A 22,707-nucleotide genomic window follows, 5' to 3' on the forward strand; every position below is an offset into this window, starting at 1 on the left:
GCGTCAGCGGATCGCCCGCCCCGCTTCCCTCAACGGCTCCTCGTTCTCCAGCCGATACACCCACGACAGCAATTCCGCGACCGCCTGATACAAGGCGGGCGGAATGTGCGCGTCGAGATCGACCTGCATCAGCAGCGACACCATTTCCGGCGATTCGTGCACGTACAGCCCCGCTTCCTTCGCGCGCTGCACGATCATGTCCGCGACGATGCCGTAGCCCTTCGCGACGACGCGCGGCGTCGCCTCGCGATTGCCCGCGTCGTAGGCGAGCGCCGTCGCCTGCCTGCGCGTGTACGGCGGATGATCCTGGCCGCTCACGTTTCACTCCCATCGCCGTGCGGCGGGTGGAACAGATGTTCGAGCGGCGAGCGCACCGGCTTTTTCGCGGCGGTCTTGTCGCCGGAAAGCGCGAGATCGGTCGTGCCGTCCATCGAACGCACGGACAGCGACGCGAGCGCAATGCCCGCCGCTTCAAGCTGACGCGCGAACGCGGCGCCGTCGGCGGCGAGACGGCGCGCGCCCGCGTCGCCCGCCTTGATGCGCGTGACGAGCTTGTCGCCCGACAGCACCAGTTCGGCGTCGACGGTGCCGAGCGCGGGCAGCGACAGCGTGATGCGCGTGCGCCAGGCGCGTTCGTCGGCCGCGTCGTCGGAAGCGCGCTGATCGCGCGGTTCGCGGGCGACTTCCCACTCGAAGCGCGTGCCGGGCCACGCCTCGCCCTGCCAGCGGAATTGCTCGTTCGCGAGCACGTCGAGTTGCTGACGCACGACATTGAGCGTCGCCGGATGGATGCCCGCCGCGAGCGACGCCTGCAGCGCCGATTCGTGCCGGCTCGGTTGCGCCGTCTGCGCGTTGGCGCCGTTCGCGGTTCCGTTCTGCGAATTCGAGAGCTCGGACGGCGACGCATCGCGCACCGACGCCGCGAGCGCGGCCGCCTGCTGCGGCGTCTGCGGCGTCGCGATCGGGCGGCCGTGGAAATCGGGCAGATCGGGCGCGAGCTGCGGCGCGCGGGCATCGTCGAGGCCGGTGTCGGCCGGCGTGACGGCGTTGGCGAGCTCGAACGGCAGGGACATCGAACGGGCATCGACGCGCGCCTGCGGTTCGTTGCCGAGCGACGCCGCGCTGCGCTGGCCCGCGAGCCATTGCACCAGATGCGATTCGTAGAAAAGCCCGCTTTCGCCGACGGTCCTTGCGAGCGCCGTCGCCAGCGCGGCGGCGGGCAGCGGCGGCAGATTCTGCGTCGCGGCGCGCGCGGCCGCCACGGCGGCGGCATTGGAGGAGAAAGCGGTATCGAAGAGGCCGGTCGTGAGCGCGGCGAAGGCGCTCGCGGGGCGCGGCGGCGTCGGCCAGAGCGGGGCGTCGCCAGTCAGCGCGGGCGTCGCCCCGCCGAAGCGCGAAATCACGTCGAGCGTGCGCGCGACGCTGGAAAGCTCGGTTTGCGCCGACGCCGCCGGTCCCGCCGCCACGGCGGGCGCGCCGACGGTCTGCGGCATGTCCGGCTGCGTCGTCTGCCCGACGCTCGTGCCCGTCACGCCGCTGCCGCTCACGCCGCCCGGCGCGCGAATCGCGGACATCAGGAGCTCGGTGCGGCTGGCGAGCAACGATGCGATCGCAGAATCGAGTCCAGTCATGCCCCCATCCTCGTAAGCGCCGGCCGGATCGTCCGGCTGGCGCGGAACCGCGGCTAGCGCAGTCCGATCATTTTCTTCAGTACGCGGGCCGGGCTGTTGACCGTGAAGAGCGCGGACAGGCGCGCGAGACTCGGCGAGGTCAGATCGCGGATCGCGGCGTCGTCGGCGAGAATCTTCTTCACGAGGTCCAGCTTGCGTGCGCGGGCGGTTTCGTCGAGATCCGAACCGGTATCGACTTCCTTCAGGCGGTCGACCAGCTCGCGATAGGTGCCCTGCAACGCCTTCAGCTCGCTCCATTCGCCACCGCGCGCGGCCACCAGCATCTGACCGGAAACCGCCGCAATGGCCTCGTAGTGGGCGAAATATTCTTGTGTCGTCTTCATTCTTTCGAGGCAGTCGACGCTCATACCCGTCATGCGGGCACGGCGGTCATTTGCGCCACTTCCTGTCCAATTCCGACCCAGGCTTCTTCCAGCGTCGCGAGCAGGCCGTCGACTTCGACGAGCATCGACTCGTTCTGCTTGATGTTCGCCTCGAGCAGCCGGCGCGTCATATACGTGTACAGCGCGTCCAGCCGTTGCGCGATCTCGCCGCCCGCATCCTTGTTGAGCGCCTGCTGCAATCCGCTCTCGATGATGCTGATGGCCTTGCCGATCGCCGCGCCGCGCGCGCCGACGTTGTTCTGCTGCAGATGCATGCGCGCCTGCGCGATCGCCTGACGTGCGCCTTGATACAGCATCACGATCAGCCTGTGCGGGCTCGCTCCGATCACCCCTGTCTGAACGCCCACGCGTGCGTAGGCGCTGGCTCCTGCGTGTCCTGGGGAATACATCTCTCGGGTTCTCCTTATGCGATGCCGCAGCGTGCGCGGGCTTCAAGCGGACGCCGTGCCGCTCGTCCTGATCCGTGTGGGTCCGGTAAAACCGGTGAGAGACGAGCGTGCCGCCCGCCTCAAGCGGGCGAACCATCGTTCGCCGTGCCGTTACCGGGGTTATCGGAAAAACGCGGCAAAGCTTTAGGACTCAAGGCTCTAGAGCAATCGCGAGGATCGAGGGACGGATCGTGTGAAGACCGTCAGACGGAGATCTGCATGATGTCGTTGTAGGCCGACACGAGCTTGTTGCGCACCTGCAGGCCGAACTGCAGGCCGACGTTCGCCTTCTGCATGTCGACCATCACGTCGTTGAGCGACACGTTCGGCGCGCCGATTTCGAATGCGTGCGCCTCGCCGAGTGCCTTGTTCTGGTTGTCGCTGATCTTGTCGATGGACGATTTCAGCGCGTCGGCGAAGCTGCCGGCGCTCGCCGCGCCCGATGTCCCGCTCTGCCCCATGACGGCGCCCGACGCGACGGACGCGGCGTTTGCGGCGCCGGTGCCGCCGGCGGCTTGCGACGCCATCGACTGAATGGCCGACATAGCCGAGGAAAGCGGATTGATCGGAAAGTTCATGTTGACTCCGGATGACAGGAAATAACGGGTGCCGTTCGTGGCGGAGACCCGATGCCCGGCCCGCATTTGCGGAGGTTCGCCGAGTACGAAAAAGATTAGCAGCCGGCGGTTTTTCAAAGCGCGGGAAGAACGGGGAAAACCCCGCTCTATTCGCCGAATCGACTTGCAATCTTCTGCGGATAATCCCCATCGTGAAAAGTCCTCCACCGCCGCTTACATGGAAGCGGGAAGCGGCGGAGGGGAACCTCAGGATTCGGAGCTTCGACGCTAAATGGAAACGCCCAACAACTCACTCATCACGCCCGACGCCAGAATGGGCCTGGCGGGCGCACAGCCGGGCGCAGCCGGAACGGCCACCGCCGGCGCGAGCCTCGCGGGCGGCGCGGGAGCCGACTTCGGCGGCTTCGCGCAGCGCATGCCGATGCTCAACCAGTTCCGCTCGAATCCGCGCGTGCCGCTCATCGTGGCCGTCGCGATTCTGGTGATGGTGGTCGCGGGCCTCGTCATGTGGTCGCGCCAGCCGGACTATCGCGTGCTCTTTTCCAATCTGTCCGACCGGGACGGCGGCGCAATCGTTGCCGCGCTCCAGCAGGGCAACATTCCGTACAAGCTCTCCGACGGCGGCGGCGCCATTCTCGTGCCGGCCGAGCAGGTGCACGAAACGCGTCTGCGTCTCGCGAGCCAGGGCTTGCCGAAGGCCGGCTCGGTCGGCTTCGAGCTGATGGACAACCAGAAGTTCGGCATCAGCCAGTTCGCCGAGCAGGTCAACTATCAGCGCGCGCTGGAAGGCGAGCTGGAGCGCACGATCGGCTCGATTTCGTCGGTGAAGTCGGCGCGCGTGCATCTGGCGATTCCGAAGCCTTCCGTCTTCGTGCGCGACAAGGAACTGCCGACCGCCTCCGTGATGGTCAATCTGTACCCCGGCCGCGTGCTCGACGAAGGCCAGGTGGTGGCGATCACGCACATGGTGGCGTCCGGCGTCGCGGACATGCCGGTCAAGAACGTGAACATCGTCGATCAGGACGGCAACCTGCTGACGAGCCAGAACGCCGCGAACGGCCTCGACGCATCGCAACTGAAGTACGTGCAGCAGATCGAGCACAACACGCAAAAGCGCATCGACGCGATCCTCGCGCCGCTCTTCGGCGCCGGTAACGCGCGTTCGCAGGTCAGCGCCGACATCGACTTCTCGAAGCTCGAGCAAACCGCCGAAAGCTACGGCCCGAACGGCAACCCGCAGAACACGGCGATCCGCAGCCAGCAGTCGAGCGAGTCGAGCGAATCCGGCGGCAGCAGCATCGGCGGCGTGCCGGGCGCGCTGTCGAACCAGCCGCCGCAGCCGGCATCCGCGCCGGTCGACGCAGCGGCATCGGGCGCGGCGGGCGCATCGGCGAAAACGGGTCCGCAGAATCAGCGCAAGGACACGACGACGAACTACGAAGTCGATCGCACCGTGCGTCACTACGAGCAGGCGACGGGCGGCATCAAGCGTCTGTCGGTGGCGGTGGTCGTGAACTACGAGAAGAAGGTCGATGCGAAGGGCAACGTCACGATGACGCCGCTTGCCGCCGACAAGCTCGCGCAGGTCCAGCAGCTCGTGAAGGACGCGATGGGCTTCGACGACAAGCGCGGCGACTCGGTGAACGTCGTGAACAGCGCGTTCTCCGCCGATCTGAACGCGACGCCCGACGTGCCGTGGTGGAAGACGCCGGAATCGATCGGCATGGGCATTCAGGCGGCGAAGTATCTGGGCATCGGCATCGTCGGTCTGTTCCTGTACTTCAGCATGGTGAAGCCGGCGATGAAGCGCGCCTTCCCGCCGCCGCCCGAAGCCGCGCCGACGCTCGCCGTACCGGACGAACTCTCGCTGCTCGACGGCCCGTCGCTCGACGGCGGCGGCACGGCGAAGCTGGAAGACGAAGACAAGGATGCCGAGGTGAGTCTCCTCGGTCATGAAAGCAAGAAAGCCAAATTCGACCGCAATCTCGACTACGCGCGCATGGTCGCGCGTCAGGATCCGAGAATCGTTGCGACGGTCGTAAAGAACTGGGTGTCCGATGAACGCTGAAGGCCTGAATAAAGCCGCTCTCCTCCTGATGTCGATCGGCGAGGAAGAAGCCGCCGAAGTTTTCAAGTATCTCGCCCCGCGCGAGGTGCAGAAGATCGGCGCGACGATGGCGGCCCTGAAAAACGTGACGCGCGAGCAGCTCGACAACGTGCTGACCGAATTCGTGAGCGAAGCCGAGCAGCACACGGCGCTTTCGCTGGATTCGAGCGAGTACATCCGCTCCGTGCTGACGAAGGCGCTCGGCGAAACCAAGGCCGGCGCGCTGATCGACCGTATCCTGCAGGGCAGCGATACGAGCGGCATCGAAGGCCTGAAGTGGATGGACTCGGGCGCGGTCGCGGAACTCATCAAGAACGAGCATCCGCAGATCATCGCGACGATCCTCGTTCACCTGGACCGCGATCAGGCGTCGGAAATCGTGTCGCTGTTGTCCGACCGCCTGCGCAACGACGTGCTCCTGCGCATCGCGACGCTCGACGGCATCCAGCCCGCCGCGCTGCGCGAACTCGACGACGTGCTGACGACGCTGCTCTCCGGCAGCGACAACCTGAAGCGCGCGCCGATGGGCGGCATCCGCACGGCGGCCGAGATTCTCAACTTCATGTCGAGCAATCACGAAGAAGGCGTCATCGCGAACGTGCGCGAATACGACGCCGAGCTCGCGCAGAAGATCATCGACCAGATGTTCGTGTTCGAGAACCTGCTCGATCTGGAAGACCGCGCGATCCAGCTTCTGCTGAAGGAAGTGGAATCGGAAACGCTGATCGTGTCGCTCAAGGGCGCGCAGCCGGCGCTGCGCCAGAAGTTCCTGTCGAACATGTCGCAGCGCGCGGCCGAACTGCTCGCCGAAGACCTCGATTCGCGCGGTCCGGTGCGCGTGTCGGAAGTCGAGCAGCAGCAGCGCAAGATTCTGCAGATCGTCCGCAATCTCGCGGAAAACGGTCAGATCCAGTTAGGCGGCAAGGCCGAGGACGCATATGTCTAACACCCGCGCGCAAAAGGCTCCGGTCTCGGCGTATCAGCGCTGGGAAATGGCGTCGTTCGATCCCGTCGAGATCAAGGTCGACAACAGCGCGGCGGAACAGGCCGCGCTCGAAGCGCACCTGCGCCGCGTCGAGGACGACGCGTATCAGCAAGGTCTCGCGAAGGGGCACGTCGCGGGGCAGGCGCTTGGGTATCAGGCGGGTTACGAGCAAGGTCAGGCGAAGGGTTTCGAGGACGGCCGCAAGGAAGCGCTCGCGCAGGCCGCGCGTCTCGCCGAGATCGCCGATGCGTTCAAGACCGCCCTGCAAGCCGCCGATGCGGCCATCGCGGAATCGCTCGCGGAACTCGCGGTCGATATCGCGCAGCAGGTCGTGCGCCAGCATCTCGCACTCGATCCGACGGCGCTCGTCGCCGTGGCGCGCGAAGTCATCGCGTCCGAGCCGGAGCTGTGCGGCGCGCCGACGCTCATCGTCAATCCGGCCGACATGGCTATCGTCGATGCGTATCTCAAGGACGAACTCGAAGCCGCCGGCTGGACCGTGCGGCCCGATCCGGAAGTCGAGCGCGGCGGCTGCAAGGCGCACGCCGCAACCGGTGAAATCGATGCGACCAACGTGTCGCGCTGGGAGCGCGTGGTGGCCGCGTTGGGGAGAAGCAAGCCGTGGTAAATCAACGGATCACGCAGGATGGTCTGAGCGAACTCGAACAGGAACTCGCGCGCGCGTCGTTCGGCCCGCTCGCCGAAGAGCGCGCGGAAGACGAATCGCCCGACGAACTCGCCGCGCGCACCATCGCCGAACTGGCCGGTATCGCGGGCAATCCGCACATCGACACGTGGCGCGACAAGCTCGACGCGCTGCGCTCGCGCAATGCGATCGCGAAGCCGCTGCGTCCGTGCGGACGTCTCACGCGGGCCGCCGGTCTCGTGCTCGAAGCGGTCGGCCTGAAGATGGGCGTCGGCTCCGAATGCATCATCGAGCTGCCGCCGGGCAGCGCGATTCCGACCGCCGAAGCCGAAGTCGTCGGTTTCGCGGGCGACAAGCTCTTTCTCATGCCGACGACCGAAGTCGCCGGCCTGTTGCCGGGCGCGCGCGTCTATCCGTTGGAAAGCGCGCCGATCAACGATCCGATGGCGGGCGCGAAGCGTCTGCCGGTCGGCTGGGAAATGCTCGGCCGCGTGGTCGACGCGTCCGGCCGTCCGCTCGACGGGCTCGGCCCGCTCGGCGCCAAGGTCGATGCGCCGCTGGCGGGTCCGGTCATCAATCCGCTGAATCGCGAGCCGATCCACAAGGTGCTCGACGTCGGCGTGCGCGCGATCAACTCGCTGCTGACGGTCGGACGCGGCCAGCGCATGGGCCTGTTCGCGGGTTCGGGCGTCGGCAAGTCGGTTCTGCTCGGCACGATGGCGCGCTACACGAGCGCGGAAGTCATCGTGATCGGGCTGATCGGCGAACGTGGCCGCGAAGTGAAGGAATTCATCGAGCAGATTCTGGGCGAGGACGGTCTCGCGCGCTCGGTCGTCGTGGCCGCGCCTGCGGACGTGTCGCCGGTGCTGCGGATGCAGGCCGCCGCGTACACGACCTCGCTCGCCGAATATTTCCGCGATCAGGGCAAGCACGTCCTGATGCTGATGGATTCGCTCACGCGTTACGCGATGGCCCAGCGCGAGATCGCGCTCGCCATCGGCGAGCCGCCCGCGACCAAAGGCTATCCGCCGTCGGTGTTCGCGAAGCTGCCGGCGCTCGTCGAGCGCACCGGCAATGGTCCCGAAGGCGGCGGCTCGATCACGGCGTTCTACACCGTGCTCACCGAAGGCGACGATCAGCAGGATCCGATCGCCGACTCGGCGCGCGCGATTCTGGACGGCCATATCGTGCTGAACCGCTCGCTCGCGGAAGCCGGGCACTATCCGGCGATCGACATCGAGCAGTCGATCAGCCGCGTGATGACGTCGATCATCGACGACAAGCACCTCGAACGCGTGCGTCTCTTCAAGCAGATGCTGTCGCGCTATCAGCGCAACAAGGATCTCATCAACGTGGGCGCGTATTCGAGCGGACGCGACCAGTTGCTCGACCGCGCCATCGCGCTGTATCCGCGCATGGAGTCGTTTTTGCAGCAAGGCTTTCGCGAAGAGGCGCCGTTCGAGCCGAGCATCGCGATGTTGAATCAACTGTTCGAATAGTTTTCGACTAGTATCCGAAGCATTCGTCACAAGAAAGCACAAAGACCTTACGGGACCGCCACGCCATGTCGAAGAATCTGCCGATCAACACCCTCATCGAACTCGCCGAAGAGGAACTCGATAACGCCACGAAGAAGCTCGGCAAGCTTCAGCAGGAACACAACGAGATCGAAACGCAACTGAACGCGCTCGTGACGTATCGCGACGAGTATCACGCGCGTTTCACGGCGTCGGCGCAGCAAGGCACGACGGCGCAGACGCTGCGCAATTTCCAGGCTTTCGTCGATACGCTCGACAGCGCCATCGCGCAGCAGCGCACGCTGCTCCTGATGGCCGATCAGCGCATCGAGGCGGCGAAACCCGACTGGCGTCTCAAGAAACAGAAGCTCGGCAGCTATGAAGTGCTGGCCGCACGCGGCGAGGCGATCCTCGCGAAGAAGGCCGCGCGCGTCGAGCAGCGCGAATCCGACGAACACGCCGCCAAGGTGCTGCGCATGCGCGCCGAGCGGGCTTCGTCGTAACCCATTCATCGATATTTCCAGAGGCTCAGCATGTCCTCCGTTTCTCTTCTCGGCGCGCTTTCCGGCGCCACGTCATCGGGCAACTCCGCGGCGCAGCGCGCGGCGAGCGCCGGCGCGTCGTTCGGCAAGACGCTCCAGGGCATCACCGACCGCGCCAACGCCGACGCACAAGCGGCTCAGGCGTTCGCGGATTCGTCCGCCGACACATCGAGCGTGCACGACGCGCCGAAGCCTTCCGACGACGCATCGAAGAGCGACGACGCATCCGATGCTCAGGCCGCCGCGAAGCCCGACGAGACGGACGCGCCGAAAGAGGCATCGAAGCCTGCGGACAAGGCGAATACGGCCGACGCGTCGAAGCCGGCGTCGGGATCGTCATCGGATGCGGCCGCCGCTGCGCAAGCGAAAGCCCGCGCGGACGCCGCGAACGAAGCCGACGCCGACTCGGACGATACCGAGTCCGCGCTCGCCGATGCGGCCGACGCTGCATCGCTCGTCACGACGACCGCATCGACCGGCGACAACAAAGCGACGGACACGACGCACAAGAGCAGCGATGCGAAGTCGGCGCAGGACGCGCTGGCCGCCGCGCTCGCCTCGATGAACAACACGCAGCCCGCGAATGCCGCGGCGAACGGTTCGGTCGGAACGGCGCGCGAGGGCGAGAAAGGCGACGATCAGGGCGGCCTCTTCGCGAAAGGCGGAAAGGGCGCGAGCCTGCCCGGGCTGACGGCGAATGCGAAGGCCGGCGACAAGGCTGTCGACGCAGCCGCGCTCGCATCCGCGCAAACCGCGCCGGCGATATCCGCCGACGCCGCGACCGCCGCCTACAAGCAAGCCGCCGACGCGGCCGCGCACGCGGTCGCGATGCAGACGGCATCGGCGGGTTCGGCGGTGTCGAGTCCGCAGGGCGCGATGGCATCGGCGACCAGCGCCGCGATCGCACCGCACGTTGGCGGCTCCGGCTGGGACGACGCGTTCAGTCAGAAGGTCGTGTTTCTGTCGAAGGCGGATCAGCAAAGCGCGGAATTGACGCTGAATCCGAAAGATCTCGGGCCGTTGCAGGTGACGCTGCAGGTCTCCGATAACCACGCGCACGCGCTGTTCGTGTCGCAGCATGCGCAGGTGCGCGAAGCGATCGAAGCCGCGATGCCGAAGCTGCGCGAAGCGATGGAAGCGAACGGCATCAGTCTCGGAAGCGCGTCCGTCGCCGATGGCTTCACGCGCCAGTCGCAGCAACAAAGCGGTGACGGCCGCTCGGGATCGGGCGGCGGCGGCCGTGCGTCGGGCGGAATCGGTGGTCTGGGCGGCGTGAGCGCCGACGATTCCGTTGCGGCGAGTATCAACGTGCCCGTGCGACGCACGGTCGGACTCGTCGATACGTTCGCCTGATCCTTCTCAGCGCCTCACGCCGCACATTCGGCGCGCAGGCGCTCGGCGACGACGATGTAATGCCGGGGGGCATCGTCCGTTGAAAGCCCACCGGCGTGGTGACGAACATGCCGACGAAATGCGCGACGCCGCGCAGCGGCGCGTTCATCGGGAAGTCGAGCACATGCGACGACGCCGACGTGATGTCGATGCCGCACGCGAGCACGCTGGAGACGAGCGCCGCAAAAAGCAGCGCGCGCAGGAGATAGAGGCCGCGCAGCGGGACGTGCGTGAAACGCACGACGATGCCGAGCGCGATCGCGGGTGCGGCGATGAGCAGAAGCGCGGCGAAAAGCGCGTGCAGCACGCTCCTCCGATGCAGCACGCCGACGAGCGTCTGCGCGCCGGCGAGTCCGCCGATGACCGCAGGCCAGCCGCACGGCGCGTCAGCATGAGAGCCGCCATCGCGACGCCCGAAGGCGGCCAGATCGACGCGGCGCTCGCCAGATGGAAACCGGCCGAGGCCAGTCAATCGCGACTCAAACGACGATCAGCGTTCTCCCAATTGGCGGACTTTTCTCAAAGTCTCGGCATCGTCCTGAGACAGAACACAGCATGAATGCAACATTTAGTATTCCTCTGATGGCGGTCTGAAGGGCGCTCCTAGAATCTGCGCGACTCGTCTCCTTTGCCGCCGCGCAGCAACATGCGCGACGCTTTGTCATGCGCGCATTCGTTTCACTGCTGCTGGCTTTCTGCCTGCACGTCCCTTTTTCCGACGCCTTCGCCCAAGGTTCGTCATCGCCCGTAATTGACGCCGCGCCCAAGTCCCGGCCGCGGATCGCGCTGGTTTTGTCCGGCGGCGGCGCGCGCGGTTATTCGCATATCGGCGTGCTGAAAGTGCTGGAACGCATGCGCGTTCCGGTCGATTTCATCGTCGGCGCGAGCATGGCCGCGCCCGGCCTCTTCTCGCCGATCGAAGTCGACGGCCGCGTGCGGATCGACGGCGGTATCGTCGACAACCTGCCTGTCGATGTCGCGCGCGAACTCGGCGCCGATACGTGATCGCGGTGCAAACCGGCACGCCGCTCAGGAAGCGCGAGAACATCAAGTTGCCCGCCGACGTCGCCCAGCAGATGATCGGCATCCTGATCGGCCAGAACGTGACGGCGGCGAAAGACTCGCTCGGCCCGAGGGACATCCTGATCAGCCCGGATCTCGGCGACATCAAGTTCACCGACTTCGCGCGCGCGCACGAGGCGATCGATGACGGCGAAAAGGCCGCGGCCGGCGCGCTGTCGCTATCGGTCGAAGACTACGCGGCGTATCAGGCCGCGCATCGCACCGCATCGCGGCCCACCGCCGCGCGCATCGACACGATCGACATCGTGACGTCGCCGCGCATTCCGACCGACTATGTCCGGCGGGCGCTGGATCTCAACGAAGGCGATGCCTACGACGCGCACGAAATCAACGAACGCCTCGCGCGCCTCGAAACGAGCGGCTACTTCAAGAGCGTCTCGCACGAATTCGTCCACGAAGACGGCGTGAACCGCCCGCGCGTGAACCCGGCGGAAAAGAGCTGGGGATCCAACTTCCTGCTGTTCTCGCTCGGCGGCCTCCGACATCTGGCGGCGTATGGCGTCAATCAGTTCTCCGGGAACTACCTGTTCTACAGCCAGCAGACGTACCAGTTTCGCGTGGCGTCGCCGAAAGGAACGGCGGTGAACGACGTGTATCTCGGCACGATGGCCGAAGCCGGCAACGCAACGTTCGAGCGCAGCGCACTTCGCATGGGCGATCTGAAGAAGAGCCTCAGCGTGTTCGTCGGCGCGACGACCGCTCGGCCCGGCGTATCTCGGCTACGCGATCGCGCCGGGCGGCATTCAAAGCGTCTATCTCCAGTTCGGCGCGAAGTTCTGAGGCCGACGTGGCCCGCGCGCGCATTTCTTACAACAACAACCATGCTGCAGACGCAGGCGTGGCTCGAACCGGCCCGCGCGCAGCGGCCCACGTCCGGACAACTCACGACGGCCATCGCGTTGCCGCTCTATCACGTCTTCGCGCTGACGGCGTGCGGACTGCTGACGATCCAGACCGGCGCATTGGGCGTGCTGATCCCGAATCCGCGCGACATCGGCGGCATGATCCGGACGCTGCGGCGCTATCGCATCACGATGTTCCCGGCGGTGAACACGCTCTACAACGCGATGCTCGATCACCCGGATTTCGCGCAGCTCGATTGCTCGCGGCTCTTCGCGGCTGTCGGCGGCGGTGCGCCGGTGCAGCAGGCCGTGGCGCAGCGCTGGCTCGAAAAGACGGGCGTGCCGATCATCGAAGGCTACGGCCTGACCGAGACGACCGCGTGCGTGACTTGCAACCCGGCGGACTCGACGCAGCGTGGCGGCACGATCGGCTTGCCGCTGCCGTCGACGGAAGTTTCGATCCGCGATGACGCAGGCAACGAAGCCGCGCCCGGCGAACCCGGCGAGTTGTGCATTCGCGGGCCACAGGTCATGGCGGGCTACTGGAATCGTCCGGACGAGACGGCGCACGTCATGACGGCCGACGGCTTCTTCAAGTCGGGCGATATCGCCGTGATGGATGAACACGGCTTCCTGAAGATCGTCGATCGCAAGAAAGACATGATCCTGGTCTCGGGCTTCAACGTCTATCCGAACGAGATCGAGGACGTGGTCGCCGCGCATCCCGGCGTGTTCGAGGCGGCGGCGGTCGGCGTGCCCGACCGTCATTCCGGCGAGTCCGTGAAGATTTTCGTCGTGCGGCGCGACCCGGCCCTCACCGAGGCCGATCTGATCGCGCATTGCAAGGAGCGCCTGACGGGCTACAAGCGGCCCAAGGCAGTCGAGTTCCGCGAGAGTCTGCCCAAGAGCAATATCGGAAAGGTTTTGCGCAGGGAACTGCGCGATGGAACCGCGTGAGCGCGGAAGGAAGAAAGACGTGAAGCAATTCGTTTCGATGAAAGAGGTTGCGGCGGTGGCCATGCTGGCGCTCGCACGCCATGTCCGCGCCGACGACGCGCCGCCGCTAACGCCGCAAACGCAGGAAGCGCGAGCGCGCCGGCCGAATCGCCGTGGAAGGCTTCGATCGGCTTTCGCCGCGCTGAATTTCCGCTTCTGAGCGGTTCCCCGGCGCGCCACTGCGCCGGGCTCTCCCTTCCCTTTTCTTTCCCCGCGCGGGCGCAATGCCCGCGCCGGCCTCAAGTTTTCCGTCCGAAAAGCCGAGATAGGTATCGAAGAGCGGGTCCGCGCAGGCCCGGAGCAATCGAACGGAATAGCCAGAAAACCCCCCTCTGTTCGACCCATCGCTTTACACCGCGATAGCCAACAATTCACCCTATCGAAAGAGGCACGCATTTTCATGGCTACCACGACCGCAAACCAGCAACCCATCGTTCCCGCGAAAGGCGGGAAGCTCAAAAAGATCCTGATCATCGCCGTCGGCGCGATCGTGCTGCTCGGCGCGGGCGCCGGTGGCGCGTACTTCTTCGTCGGGAAGAATCATGGTCCGGCCAAGCCGGCGCCGGAGCCGCCGCCCGTGTTTTTCCCGCTCGAATCGCTGACGGTGAATCTCCAGTCGGACGACGGCGCCATGCACTATCTCCGCGCCGGCCTCACGCTCAAGCTGAAGGACGAAAAGGTCCAGTTGCTCGTCACCGAGCACATGCCGGAAGTCCGCAGCCATGTGCTGCTTCTGCTTTCCGGCAAGCGCCCGGACGATCTCGCGACCGTCGACGGCAAGAAGCAGCTTGCCAACGAACTGCGCGCGTCGGTCGAAACCGCGGCGAGCACGGCGGAGAAACCGGTGCGCGTCGAGGAAGTGCTGTTCACCGAATTCGTCGTTCAGTAACGCCGCATCAGCGAGTAAAGAGTCATGGGCCACGAAGAGTTCATGTCGCAGGAGGAGGTCGATGCCCTCCTCAAGGGCGTCACCGGCGAGATCGATCAGGAAGCTGACGAGAAAAAGCCCGCCGGCGTACGTCCGTACAACATTGCGACGCAGGAACGCATCGTCCGCGGCCGGATGCCCGGCCTCGAAATCATCAACGACCGCTTCGCGCGTCTCATGCGCGTGGGCATCTTCAACTTCATGCGGCGCTCGGCGGAAATTTCCGTCGGTCCGGTGAAGGTGCAGAAATACAGCGAATTCACGCGCAATCTGCCGATCCCGACCAATCTGAACCTGGTCCATGTGAAGCCCTTGCGCGGCACGTCGCTGTTCGTGTTCGACCCGAATCTCGTGTTCTTCGTGGTCGATAACCTTTTCGGCGGGGACGGGCGTTTTCATACGCGCGTCGAAGGCCGCGAGTTCACGCAAACCGAGCAGCGCATCATCGCGAAACTGCTGAATCTCGTGTTCGAGCATTACGCGACGTCGTGGCGCAGCGTGAAGCCGCTGCAGTTCGAATACATGCGCTCGGAAATGCACACGCAGTTCGCCAACGTGGCGACGCCGAACGAAATCGTCATCGTGACGCAGTTCACGATCGAGTTCGGCTCGACGGGCGGCACGCTGCACATCTGCATGCCGTACTCGATGATCGAGCCGATCCGCGACGTGCTTTCCTCGCCGATTCAGGGCGAAGCGCTCGAAGTGGACCGCCGCTGGGTGCGCGTGCTGTCGCAGCAAGTGCAGTCGGCGGAAGTGGAACTGACGGTGGATCTCGCCGAGATCCGCTCGTCGTTCGAGCAGATTCTGAACATGCGCGTAGGCGATGTGCTGCCGATCGACATTCCGGAGCAGGTCGTCGCGAAGGTGGACGGCGTGCCGGTGATGGAATGCGGCTACGGAATGTTTAATGGTCAATACGCGCTGCGCGTGCAAAAGATGATCAGCGCGAGCGATACGATGAAGGAAGGTGGATATGAGTGACCTGATGCAGAACGACGCGCCCGGCGCGCCGGAAAAAGGTGAAGAGCTGATGCTGGACGACTGGGCGAGCGCGCTCGCCGAGCAGAACGGCAACGAAGCGCCGGTGGCCGCGAGCGCGGGCGTGTTCCAGCCGCTGTCGAAGGCGGCGGCGCCGTCGACGCGCAACGACATCGACATGATTCTCGACATCCCCGTGCAGATGACGGTGGAACTCGGGCGCACGAAGATCGCGATCCGCAACCTGCTGCAACTCGCGCAAGGCTCGGTCGTGGAACTGGACGGCCTCGCCGGCGAACCGATGGACGTGCTCGTGAACGGCTGCCTCATCGCGCAGGGCGAAGTGGTCGTCGTCAACGACAAGTTCGGCATTCGCCTGACCGACATCATCACGCCGTCCGAACGCATCCGGAAGTTGAATCGATGAAACGCCTGGCCGTTGCGCTGCTCTTCGCCGCGCCTCTTTTCGCCCATGCCGCCGACATGAACGCGGTGAACCACGCCGCGCAGATCGCCTCGGGCGTCGGCGCGGGCACCGCGGTGCCATCGCTCGGTTTCGGCGCGGTGTTGCAGACGCTGCTCGGACTCGTGATCGTGATCGGCTTCGTGTTCGGCTGCGCATGGCTCGCGCGCAAGTTCGGCTATCAGGGCGGCAAGCGCAGCGGTCTCGTGAAGGTCGTGGGCGGCGCATCGCTCGGCAACAAGGAACGCGTCGCGGTCGTCGAAGTGGGCGATACGTGGCTCGTGCTCGGCGCCGGTCCTGGCAACGTGCGTCTGTTGCACACGATGCCCGCAGGCTCGGCGGAAGTGGAAGGCGTCGGCGTTCCCGCGCAATCGTCGCCGCCGGCGGGCAACTTCGGGCAGCGCTTTCGCGACGCCCTCGCCGGCGAAGCGAACAAGCGGCTCCAGAAGTTCGTTTCTCCCGGCAAATAAGTCAGTCTTGCCGATGCATCGGGCGCGGTTCGCGAGGACCGCGCCCGATGTGCGTTTACGGCGCACGTTCGCAATAGAACGAGTTGGCGCGGGTTTCCCCCTCTTTTCGCCCCATCGTCCCATGCCGCGATAGCCGAGAATTCACGCTATCGAAAGAGGCAGGATTCCATGGTCATCACGTTCGTCGTTCATCAAGGTCAGCGCATTCTCGATGCCCTCGCAAGCATCGTCGGCGGGAGCAAGTAATGCAGGTGAGTCGTAACATCGTGCGCGGCGTGAAGCTCGCGCTGCCCTTCGCAATCGGCCTCGCGCCGTATCTGGCGTTCGCGCAAAGCACGGCGGGGCTGCCCGCCTTCAACACGAGTCCCGGCCCGAACGGCGGCACGACGTACTCGCTCAGCGTGCAGACGATGCTGCTGCTGACGATGCTCTCGTTCCTGCCCGCGATGGTCCTGATGATGACGAGCTTCACGCGCATCATCATCGTGCTGTCGCTGTTGCGGCAGGCGCTCGGCACCACGAGCACGCCGCCGAACCAGGTGCTCGTCGGCCTCGCGCTGTTTCTGTCGTTCTTCGTGATGTCGCCGGTTCTCGACAAGGCTTACACCGACGCGTACAAGCCCTTCTCCGAAGGCCAGATCGCGATGGATCAGGCGATGACGCGCGGCGTCGCGCCCTTCAAGCAGTTCATGCTGAAGCAGACGCGCGAATCGGATCTCGCGCTGTTTGCGCGCATCTCGCACGCCGCGCCGATGAACGGACCGGAAGACGTGCCGCTTTCGCTGCTCGTGCCGTCGTTCGTCACGAGCGAATTGAAGACGGGTTTCCAGATCGGCTTCACGATCTTCATTCCGTTTCTCATCATCGACATGGTGGTGGCGAGCGTGCTGATGTCGATGGGCATGATGATGGTTTCGCCTTCGACGATCGCGCTGCCGTTCAAGCTGATGCTGTTCGTGCTCGTCGATGGCTGGCAGTTGCTGATCGGCTCGCTCGCGCAGAGCTTCGTTTCCTGATTTCGTGAGACTTTGAAATGACGCCAGAATCCGTCATGACGATGGCGCATCAGGCGATGTACGTCGCCTTGTTGCTCGCCGCGCCCTTGTTGCTGGTCGCGCTCGTCGTCGGTCTCGTGGTGAGCCTGTTCCAGGCGGCCACCCAGATCAACGAATCGACGCTCTCGTTCATTCCGAAGCTGATCGCGGTGGCGGTGACGCTCGTGATCGCCGGTCCGTGGATGCTCTCGACGCTGCTCGACTACATGCGCCACGTTTTCACGATCACGCCTGCGATCACGGGCTGAGTTTCGTTCGATGTTCTCCGTCACCTATGCGCAGCTGAACGGCTGGCTCACGGCGTTTCTGTGGCCGTTCGTGCGAATTCTCGCGCTGATCGCCACCGCGCCCGTGCTGAGCCACATGGCGATTCCGATGCGCGTGAAGATCGCGCTTGCGGCCTTCATCTCGCTGATCGTCGCGCCGACGCTGCCCGCGATGCCGCAGGCGACGGTGTTTTCGGCGGCGGGCGTGTGGATCATCGTGAATCAGTTTCTGATCGGCGCGGCGATCGGCATGGTGATGCAGATCGCGTTCGCGACCGTGGATGCAGCCGGCGAGTTCATCGGGCAGCAGATGGGCCTCGGTTTCGCGACGCTTTACGATCCGCGCGCGGGTGGCAATGCGGTGGTCGTGTCGCGCTATCTGAACACGCTGGCGATGCTCGCGTTTCTCGTCTTCGATGGCCATCTGCAGTTGATGAGCGCGCTCGTGGCGACTTTTCAGAGCGTGCCGATCGAGGCGAATGTGGTGGCGTCGGCCTCGCATGCGCAGGGATGGCGCGTGTTGGTCGGGTATGGCGCGAGCGTGTTTTCGACGGGCTTGCTGCTGGCGTTGCCGATCGTGGCGGCGCTGCTTATCGCCAATCTGGCGCTCGGCGTTTTGAATCGCGCTGCGCCGCAGATCGGGATATTTCAGGTCGGGTTTCCGGTGACGATGCTCGTCGGGCTGCTTTTGTTGCAGCTCATGGTGCCGAATCTGATGCCGTTTTTTCAGCGGGTTTTCGATGTGGGGATTGCGCAGATTGGGCGGGTTGCGGGGGCGCTTTAGTCGCTAAAGAAGCGCCTGCTGCAAGGGCGCCCGATGCTCATGCACTTTGATGATTCGATACTCGTTTTTCAACGCGCCAGCTTCGATCGATTGAATTTGGCGTAGATCGACGACGAGGACGTCGCCTTTTCCAAAGCGTTCGCCGCTATTCACTTTGCTCAGAAATACTTCGTCGTCCAATGCGGCGAAAAAAGGATATTGGCCGTCGTGAACGCGCCATTTGTTTCCGTCCTTGTCTGAGTTGGCTTCCTGTGCATACCCAACGGCAGCGCGTAGCGCTGTGCCGAAGCTGTTTCGTGCTGAACCAGCGCGTTAAAGGGAATGGTTTGTCGGATCGTGCGCGAGCCAAGCCCGATTGGTTCTATGAGGGCACTCTTTAGGCGAGTGCCACCGAGGACGAGAGGACTACCCAAATTGCGTGTGACCGCGGGCTTGAAAAGCTGCCTTCTTTTCCTACTTTCTTTGCAGCAGCAAAGAAAGTAGGTGCCGCCCCGCACAGGGGCAACGTTAATAGACCGACGCGAATACGGGATCCGGCGAAAGCAGAAGGGAGAACGCAGAAAGCAAAAAAAGCCGCCTTCAACCCTGAATGTAATCAAACAACGACATCTTCTGAATCTGCGAAAACGCCATCTGCGCGGCCTGCAGCGAACTCTGCGTCAACTCGTACTGACTGATCGACGAAACGAGGTCGATGCTCGTCAGATTCGCGATGTCACTCGCCGTCTGCGTCTGACTCGTCTGCATTGCGCTCTGCGTCGACTGCACTTGCTGCTCGCGTCCGCCCACCACCGTCTGCGCCGCCAGCACGTTGTTGAACGTGTTGCTCACCTTCGTGCCGATCGTCGTCAGCGTGTTGGTCAGCGCCGCCTGCGCGCCCGGCGATCCCGTCGGCTGCTTGAGCGCGTTCACGAGGCTGTCGAGCGTCGCGAAGATGTCGTTGTTGCCCGACGCCGCCGGCTCCACGGAGAACGTGTCGCCATCGGCGGGCGTGCCGTCGATCGTCACCTTCTGGCCGCCAAGCGCGATGTCCGTGCTGCCCGTGTAGGCCACGTTCGTCGGCAACGATGAATCCGCCGGGTTCGACGTGACCGAGTAGGTCGTCGAGCCATCCGTCGCCGAGACCGAGAACTTGATCGTGTACGTGCTCGCATTGGCCGCGTTGCTCGTATCGTTGACGCTCACGCCGCTGATCGTCCCGGTGCCCGTGTTCGTGCTGGCCGCGCTCGACACCGGATCGCTTTCCGTCGGCAATACGCTGCCGAAGATCGACGCGCCCGTGTCACCCACCGGGATCGTCCGTCCTTCGCTGATCTGCACCGTGCGCTGGCCGTAATCGCCCGAATACTGCGCGCCGACGCCCGACGGGTCGTTCGTGTACGGCTGCGTGCCGCCCTTGAGTCCCGAGAAAATATAGTTGCCGTTGCTGTCCGTGGTGTTCGCGAGGCTGAAGAGCTGATCGCGCAAACCCTGAATCGTGTTCGCGATGGCCGTGCGGTCCGAATCGGTGAGCGAACCGTCGCCCGCATGCACGATCTGCGTCTGCACGCTCGTCAGCGCGCTGCTCACGCTGCTCAGCGTCGCGTCTTCCTGCTGCAGCGCGGACAACGCCGTCGTCTGATTCGTGCCGTACTGCGTGAGCGCGCCGCTTTTCATCGTGAGCTGCACCGCCTGCGCCGCGCCGAGCGGATCGTCCGACGCGGTGAGAAGGCGCTTGCCCGACGAGATCTGCTGATACATCGACGAAAGCGTACTTTGCTGGTCGCTCATCGAAGCGACGTTCAGGTTGAAGTACTGGGAACTGGAAATACGCATCGCGTTTAGCCTCAGTTGAACATGCCGAGCAGCGACTGGAACAGCGTCGCGGCGGTCTGAATCACCTTGCTGTTCGCTTGATAAAGCTGCTGGTACTGAATCAGGTTGGCCGCCTCTTCGTTCAGGTTCACGCCCTGCACCGATTGCTGCGCCGACGTCGCCTGGTTGAGGAGCGAGGTCTGCGCCGTGCTCGTCGCCTTGAGCTGATTCGTCTGGTTGCCGATGTTGTTGATATAGCTCGAGTACGAACTCGTCAGCGTGTCCGTGCCGCCGTTGAGCGACTTCGCCGACACCAGGTTCGACATCGCGAGCGCATTGCTGCCGTCGCTCGTGCCGCCCTTGTTCTGCGCGATCGCGAACGCGTCGCCGTCCTTCGGCGTGCCGCTGATGGTCGCCGAAACGCCCATCGCCGAGACCGTGAGACCGTTGTTCGCGTCGTACGGAATCGTCGTGCCCGCGGTGTACGTCGTCGTGCCGACGGTGACATCGACATCCGATGTAAAGCCGTTCGCCGACGCGCTGTACGTCAGGTTGATGCCCGACGTCATCGTGTTGCTCGTCACCGTTGCCGACGAAATCGATGCCGTGCCGGTGTTCGTGGTCGCCGCCGACGTCACCGCGGGCGACGCCGCCGCGATCGCCGCGCCGTTGCTCGTCGTGAGCTTGAAGTTGTCGAGCGCGCCGCGCGTCGGCTGGATCGTGAACGAGTCGCCCTTCTGCACGCCGCTGAGCGTCGACACGTCGATGTTCAGGCCGTTGATCGTCTTGTTCGTCTCCGTCGCCGGATCGATCGTGCCGAGTGTATTGCCGCTTGCCGGGTCCGTCACCGTGTACTTGCTGCCGTCGTACGTGACCGTGAAGTCGTTCGTCGGCGGCTGTGCGCCATCGGCGATCGTCGCCGTCGGCACGCCGGTGCCCTTGTTGCGCGCGTTCGAGATGACGGTCGGATCGCTCGTCGAAAACAGCTTGCCGCCGGCCTGGCCGTTGAGGTCGAGACCGAGCGCGTTCTGATCGTTCAACTGATTGGCGAAGCTCGTCGCGATCGCGCCGAGTTGCGCCTGCGCCGGATCGAGCGTCTGCGTGCGGAAGTCGATGAGACCGCCGACCGTGCCGCCTGTCAGCGCCGAGTTGTCGAGATACTGCATGTTCGCGGCCGTCTGCGTCGCGCCGTTGCTGCTCTGGTAGGCGATCGTGAGCTCGCTCGGATCGGACGGCGACGGCACGGCTTGCAGCCCGTACTGCGTACCTCCGACGACGAGCGGCTGCCCGTTGCCGATGAACACGTTGTAGTTGCCGTCGGACTGCACGACCTGCACGCCGATCATCGACGACAGGTTCGTGACGAGCTGATCGCGCTGATCGAGCAACTGGTTCGGCTGCTGGCCGCCCGCGCTGGCGATGTTGATCTGCTTGTTGAGATCGGCGATCTGTTGCGAGTAGCTGTTGATCTGCGAGACCGCGCTCGTCAGTTGCGTGTTGACGCTCTGACGCAGTTGGTCGTATTGCTGGCCTGCCGTGTTGATCTGATCGGCGAGCGTTTGCGCGCTGCTCATCAGCGACTGGCGCGCGGAGGAACTGTTCGCCGAATTCGCCACCGACTGCAGGCCGGAGAAGTAATTCGAGATGCCTTTCGAGATGCCGGAAGTCGGATCGCCGACGAGGTTGTTCAGCTGCGAGATCAGCGAGTAATACGTGCTGGCGGCGCTGCTGGACGCTTGCGTGTTGTTGACTTGCGTCGTCAGGTACTGGCTGTACTGGCGCGTGACGGTGACGGCCTGAACGCCGCTGCCGAGATAGCCCGAGCCCGTGAACTGACCGGGCGACTCCTGGTACTGGACTTTCTCGAGCGTATAGCCCGGCGTCGCGGCGTTGCTGATGTTCTGTCCCGTCGTCGTGAGGCCCCATTGGGCCGCGTTCAAACCGGAAAGACCAATGCTGAAGATGTTATTGGACATGCGTGAATCCTGGTGAAGCGGCGTTGGATCGAGCGCTGCCGCATGGCTGATTTGTATATCGGCCGATTGCCGGGGAAGTTGAGCGTTTGCGGGTTGGGTTTTGGCTTTTACCGAAGCCCGGGCGGTTTTTGCGATGGGGCCATTATCGGAGAGGTGGCGCAATGGCTATTGCGCGAAGAGCATGCCTTTTTGGGGCTAATTCTTCGATTTTGTTTCGTTGGCCTTGGTTTTTCGCTTTTGCTTTTGCTTTTGCTTTTGCTTCCGGTTTCGCCGGATCCCGTGTTCGTGTCGGTCTATTAGCGTTGCCCCTGTGCGGGGCGGCACTCACTTTCTTTGCTGCTGCAAAGAAAGTAAGCAAAGAAAGCAGCTTTTCAGGCCCGCGGTCACACGCAATTTGGGTAGTTCTCTCGTCGCAGATGGCACTCGCCTAAAGAGTGCCCTCATCACAATAACGGGACTTGGATCGCGCACGGTCCGCCGCCCGAATACGTTGAGCGCGCTGGTTCAGCACGAAAGAGCTTCGGCACAGCGCTACGCGCTGCCGCCGGGTATGCGAGGGAAACCAACGTGCGGCGGTTGCAGTGAGATGGAGGCGTTAGTGAAGAAGCGCATGCTTCCCCGATTGGCCGGTCGGCCGCGAAGCGGGCCGGAGCCATTTCGTGCTGAACCGGTTTGTTGTGTGGCGAGTGATGGCGGACCGTGCGCGAGCCAAGCCCGATGGGGCCTATGAGGGCACTCGTTAGGCAGCCCACGATGGACGAGAGGACTACCCAAATTGCGTGTGACCGCGGGCGTATCGG

The 22,707-nt window shown here is 64.4% G+C and carries 24 protein-coding genes and 1 pseudogene; 16 read left to right on the forward strand and 9 right to left on the reverse strand.

Annotated features, from left to right (window positions below; genetic code table 11):
- Window positions 1-3: 3 nt before the first annotated feature.
- The 5 genes from BG60_RS26050 to fliE form a co-directional block, all read right to left on the reverse strand.
- Window positions 4-318: an EscU/YscU/HrcU family type III secretion system export apparatus switch protein gene (locus BG60_RS26050; protein ID WP_008352596.1), complete on the reverse strand. Its 315-nt coding sequence runs from the start codon at window positions 316-318 to the stop codon at window positions 4-6.
- Window positions 315-1,631, reverse strand: a complete 1,317-nt coding sequence (gene fliK / locus BG60_RS26055; protein WP_008352594.1) for a flagellar hook-length control protein FliK — start codon at window positions 1,629-1,631, stop codon at window positions 315-317. The genes BG60_RS26050 and fliK overlap by 4 nt, the downstream gene beginning before the upstream one ends.
- 53 nt (window positions 1,632-1,684) lie before the next feature.
- Complete coding sequence (locus BG60_RS26060; protein ID WP_033536661.1) at window positions 1,685-2,014, reverse strand: flagellar protein FliT; 330 nt, start codon at window positions 2,012-2,014, stop codon at window positions 1,685-1,687.
- Between the two features lie 29 nt (window positions 2,015-2,043).
- Window positions 2,044-2,463 (reverse strand): flagellar export chaperone FliS, encoded by a 420-nt coding sequence (fliS, locus tag BG60_RS26065; RefSeq protein WP_033536660.1) that lies wholly within the window; start codon window positions 2,461-2,463, stop codon window positions 2,044-2,046.
- A 242-nt stretch (window positions 2,464-2,705) separates the two neighbouring features.
- Window positions 2,706-3,080: a flagellar hook-basal body complex protein FliE gene (fliE, locus tag BG60_RS26070; protein WP_008352588.1), complete on the reverse strand. Its 375-nt coding sequence runs from the start codon at window positions 3,078-3,080 to the stop codon at window positions 2,706-2,708.
- Window positions 3,081-3,351: 271 nt separating this feature from the next.
- Between fliE and fliF the strand changes: the two genes are divergently transcribed.
- The 6 genes from fliF to BG60_RS26100 all read left to right on the forward strand — a co-directional run bounded on the left by fliF (window position 3,352) and on the right by BG60_RS26100 (window position 10,230).
- Window positions 3,352-5,148 carry a flagellar basal-body MS-ring/collar protein FliF gene (gene fliF, locus BG60_RS26075; RefSeq protein WP_008352586.1) on the forward strand — a complete coding sequence of 599 codons (1,797 nt, stop codon included), beginning with the start codon at window positions 3,352-3,354 and terminating at the stop codon, window positions 5,146-5,148.
- Entirely contained in the window at window positions 5,138-6,133 is a 996-nt protein-coding gene (gene fliG, locus BG60_RS26080; protein ID WP_008352584.1) for a flagellar motor switch protein FliG, read from the forward strand. The genes fliF and fliG overlap by 11 nt, the downstream gene beginning before the upstream one ends.
- Entirely contained in the window at window positions 6,126-6,800 is a 675-nt protein-coding gene (gene fliH / locus BG60_RS26085) for a flagellar assembly protein FliH (RefSeq protein ID WP_008352582.1), read from the forward strand. Before fliG ends, fliH begins: the two co-directional genes overlap by 8 nt.
- Entirely contained in the window at window positions 6,794-8,317 is a 1,524-nt protein-coding gene (fliI, locus tag BG60_RS26090; RefSeq protein ID WP_008352580.1) for a flagellar protein export ATPase FliI, read from the forward strand. Before fliH ends, fliI begins: the two co-directional genes overlap by 7 nt.
- Window positions 8,318-8,382: 65 nt before the next feature.
- Window positions 8,383-8,838 carry a flagellar export protein FliJ gene (gene fliJ / locus BG60_RS26095; protein ID WP_034473263.1) on the forward strand — a complete coding sequence of 152 codons (456 nt, stop codon included), beginning with the start codon at window positions 8,383-8,385 and terminating at the stop codon, window positions 8,836-8,838.
- Between the two features lie 30 nt (window positions 8,839-8,868).
- Window positions 8,869-10,230, forward strand: coding sequence for a flagellar hook-length control protein FliK (locus tag BG60_RS26100; protein ID WP_034473265.1), 1,362 nt, complete (start codon window positions 8,869-8,871; stop codon window positions 10,228-10,230).
- Here the strand turns inward: BG60_RS26100 and BG60_RS26105 are convergent.
- Window positions 10,181-10,741, reverse strand: coding sequence for a hypothetical protein (locus BG60_RS26105; protein ID WP_034473268.1), 561 nt, complete (start codon window positions 10,739-10,741; stop codon window positions 10,181-10,183). The two genes, BG60_RS26100 and BG60_RS26105, sit on opposite strands and share 50 nt — an antisense overlap.
- 191 nt (window positions 10,742-10,932) lie before the next feature.
- Between BG60_RS26105 and BG60_RS26110 the strand changes: the two genes are divergently transcribed.
- The 9 genes from BG60_RS26110 (at window position 10,933) to fliR (ending at window position 18,137) form a co-directional block, all read left to right on the forward strand.
- Window positions 10,933-11,274: a patatin-like phospholipase family protein gene (locus BG60_RS26110; RefSeq protein ID WP_034473270.1), complete on the forward strand. Its 342-nt coding sequence runs from the start codon at window positions 10,933-10,935 to the stop codon at window positions 11,272-11,274.
- Window positions 11,271-13,151 (forward strand): AMP-binding protein, encoded by a 1,881-nt coding sequence (locus BG60_RS40080; RefSeq protein ID WP_338152089.1) that lies wholly within the window; start codon window positions 11,271-11,273, stop codon window positions 13,149-13,151. Before BG60_RS26110 ends, BG60_RS40080 begins: the two co-directional genes overlap by 4 nt.
- Before the next feature lie 439 nt (window positions 13,152-13,590).
- Window positions 13,591-14,079 (forward strand): flagellar basal body-associated protein FliL, encoded by a 489-nt coding sequence (gene fliL / locus BG60_RS26125; RefSeq protein WP_034473275.1) that lies wholly within the window; start codon window positions 13,591-13,593, stop codon window positions 14,077-14,079.
- Window positions 14,080-14,103: 24 nt separating this feature from the next.
- The gene (gene fliM, locus BG60_RS26130) at window positions 14,104-15,102 is read left to right on the forward strand and encodes a flagellar motor switch protein FliM (RefSeq protein ID WP_008352571.1); all 999 of its coding nucleotides are present in this window, start codon (window positions 14,104-14,106) and stop codon (window positions 15,100-15,102) included.
- Window positions 15,095-15,526, forward strand: coding sequence for a flagellar motor switch protein FliN (fliN, locus tag BG60_RS26135; protein ID WP_008352569.1), 432 nt, complete (start codon window positions 15,095-15,097; stop codon window positions 15,524-15,526). The genes fliM and fliN overlap by 8 nt, the downstream gene beginning before the upstream one ends.
- Window positions 15,523-16,032: a flagellar biosynthetic protein FliO gene (gene fliO, locus BG60_RS26140; RefSeq protein ID WP_008352567.1), complete on the forward strand. Its 510-nt coding sequence runs from the start codon at window positions 15,523-15,525 to the stop codon at window positions 16,030-16,032. The genes fliN and fliO overlap by 4 nt, the downstream gene beginning before the upstream one ends.
- A 245-nt stretch (window positions 16,033-16,277) precedes the next feature.
- Window positions 16,278-17,048: a flagellar type III secretion system pore protein FliP gene (gene fliP, locus BG60_RS26145; protein WP_034473277.1), complete on the forward strand. Its 771-nt coding sequence runs from the start codon at window positions 16,278-16,280 to the stop codon at window positions 17,046-17,048.
- Window positions 17,049-17,065: 17 nt separating this feature from the next.
- Window positions 17,066-17,335 (forward strand): flagellar biosynthesis protein FliQ, encoded by a 270-nt coding sequence (gene fliQ, locus BG60_RS26150; RefSeq protein ID WP_008352562.1) that lies wholly within the window; start codon window positions 17,066-17,068, stop codon window positions 17,333-17,335.
- Window positions 17,336-17,345: 10 nt separating this feature from the next.
- Window positions 17,346-18,137, forward strand: a complete 792-nt coding sequence (gene fliR / locus BG60_RS26155) for a flagellar biosynthetic protein FliR (RefSeq protein WP_008352560.1) — start codon at window positions 17,346-17,348, stop codon at window positions 18,135-18,137.
- Window positions 18,138-18,140: 3 nt separating this feature from the next.
- Here fliR and BG60_RS40275 read toward each other — a convergent pair.
- The 3 genes and pseudogenes from BG60_RS40275 to flgK all read right to left on the reverse strand — a co-directional run.
- Window positions 18,141-18,359, reverse strand: a pseudogene (locus tag BG60_RS40275) (LAPAL motif-containing putative phage structural protein); the annotation flags it as partial.
- 357 nt (window positions 18,360-18,716) lie between these two features.
- On the reverse strand, window positions 18,717-19,952 hold the full coding sequence (gene flgL / locus BG60_RS26160) for a flagellar hook-associated protein FlgL (protein WP_034473278.1): 1,236 nt from the start codon (window positions 19,950-19,952) through the stop codon (window positions 18,717-18,719).
- A gap of 11 nt (window positions 19,953-19,963) precedes the next feature.
- Complete coding sequence (flgK, locus tag BG60_RS26165; RefSeq protein WP_008352554.1) at window positions 19,964-21,907, reverse strand: flagellar hook-associated protein FlgK; 1,944 nt, start codon at window positions 21,905-21,907, stop codon at window positions 19,964-19,966.
- A gap of 42 nt (window positions 21,908-21,949) precedes the next feature.
- On the opposite strand from flgK, the gene BG60_RS38335 reads away from it, so the two are divergent.
- A complete protein-coding gene (locus BG60_RS38335) occupies window positions 21,950-22,207 on the forward strand; it encodes a hypothetical protein (RefSeq protein WP_034473279.1) in 258 nt (85 codons plus the stop codon).
- Window positions 22,208-22,707: the final 500 nt, after the last annotated feature.

Source organism: Caballeronia zhejiangensis (assembly GCF_000698575.1).
Classification (GTDB): Bacteria; Pseudomonadota; Gammaproteobacteria; order Burkholderiales; family Burkholderiaceae; genus Caballeronia; species Caballeronia zhejiangensis.

Coding starts and splice junctions, on each gene's coding strand:
- fliS (WP_033536660.1), bottom strand. CDS start 2,463: ATGTATTCCCCAGGACACGCAGGAGCCAGCGCCTACGCACGCGTGGGC.
- fliE (WP_008352588.1), bottom strand. CDS start 3,080: ATGAACTTTCCGATCAATCCGCTTTCCTCGGCTATGTCGGCCATTCAG.
- flgK (WP_008352554.1), bottom strand. CDS start 21,907: ATGTCCAATAACATCTTCAGCATTGGTCTTTCCGGTTTGAACGCGGCC.
- BG60_RS26100 (WP_034473265.1), top strand. CDS start 8,869: ATGTCCTCCGTTTCTCTTCTCGGCGCGCTTTCCGGCGCCACGTCATCG.
- BG60_RS26060 (WP_033536661.1), bottom strand. CDS start 2,014: ATGAAGACGACACAAGAATATTTCGCCCACTACGAGGCCATTGCGGCG.
- fliG (WP_008352584.1), top strand. CDS start 5,138: ATGAACGCTGAAGGCCTGAATAAAGCCGCTCTCCTCCTGATGTCGATC.
- BG60_RS26110 (WP_034473270.1), top strand. CDS start 10,933: ATGCGCGCATTCGTTTCACTGCTGCTGGCTTTCTGCCTGCACGTCCCT.
- fliP (WP_034473277.1), top strand. CDS start 16,278: ATGCAGGTGAGTCGTAACATCGTGCGCGGCGTGAAGCTCGCGCTGCCC.
- flgL (WP_034473278.1), bottom strand. CDS start 19,952: ATGCGTATTTCCAGTTCCCAGTACTTCAACCTGAACGTCGCTTCGATG.
- fliK (WP_008352594.1), bottom strand. CDS start 1,631: ATGACTGGACTCGATTCTGCGATCGCATCGTTGCTCGCCAGCCGCACC.
- fliO (WP_008352567.1), top strand. CDS start 15,523: ATGAAACGCCTGGCCGTTGCGCTGCTCTTCGCCGCGCCTCTTTTCGCC.
- fliH (WP_008352582.1), top strand. CDS start 6,126: ATGTCTAACACCCGCGCGCAAAAGGCTCCGGTCTCGGCGTATCAGCGC.
- fliM (WP_008352571.1), top strand. CDS start 14,104: ATGGGCCACGAAGAGTTCATGTCGCAGGAGGAGGTCGATGCCCTCCTC.
- fliF (WP_008352586.1), top strand. CDS start 3,352: ATGGAAACGCCCAACAACTCACTCATCACGCCCGACGCCAGAATGGGC.
- fliN (WP_008352569.1), top strand. CDS start 15,095: ATGAGTGACCTGATGCAGAACGACGCGCCCGGCGCGCCGGAAAAAGGT.
- fliL (WP_034473275.1), top strand. CDS start 13,591: ATGGCTACCACGACCGCAAACCAGCAACCCATCGTTCCCGCGAAAGGC.
- BG60_RS38335 (WP_034473279.1), top strand. CDS start 21,950: ATGGCTGATTTGTATATCGGCCGATTGCCGGGGAAGTTGAGCGTTTGC.
- fliJ (WP_034473263.1), top strand. CDS start 8,383: ATGTCGAAGAATCTGCCGATCAACACCCTCATCGAACTCGCCGAAGAG.
- fliR (WP_008352560.1), top strand. CDS start 17,346: ATGTTCTCCGTCACCTATGCGCAGCTGAACGGCTGGCTCACGGCGTTT.
- fliQ (WP_008352562.1), top strand. CDS start 17,066: ATGACGCCAGAATCCGTCATGACGATGGCGCATCAGGCGATGTACGTC.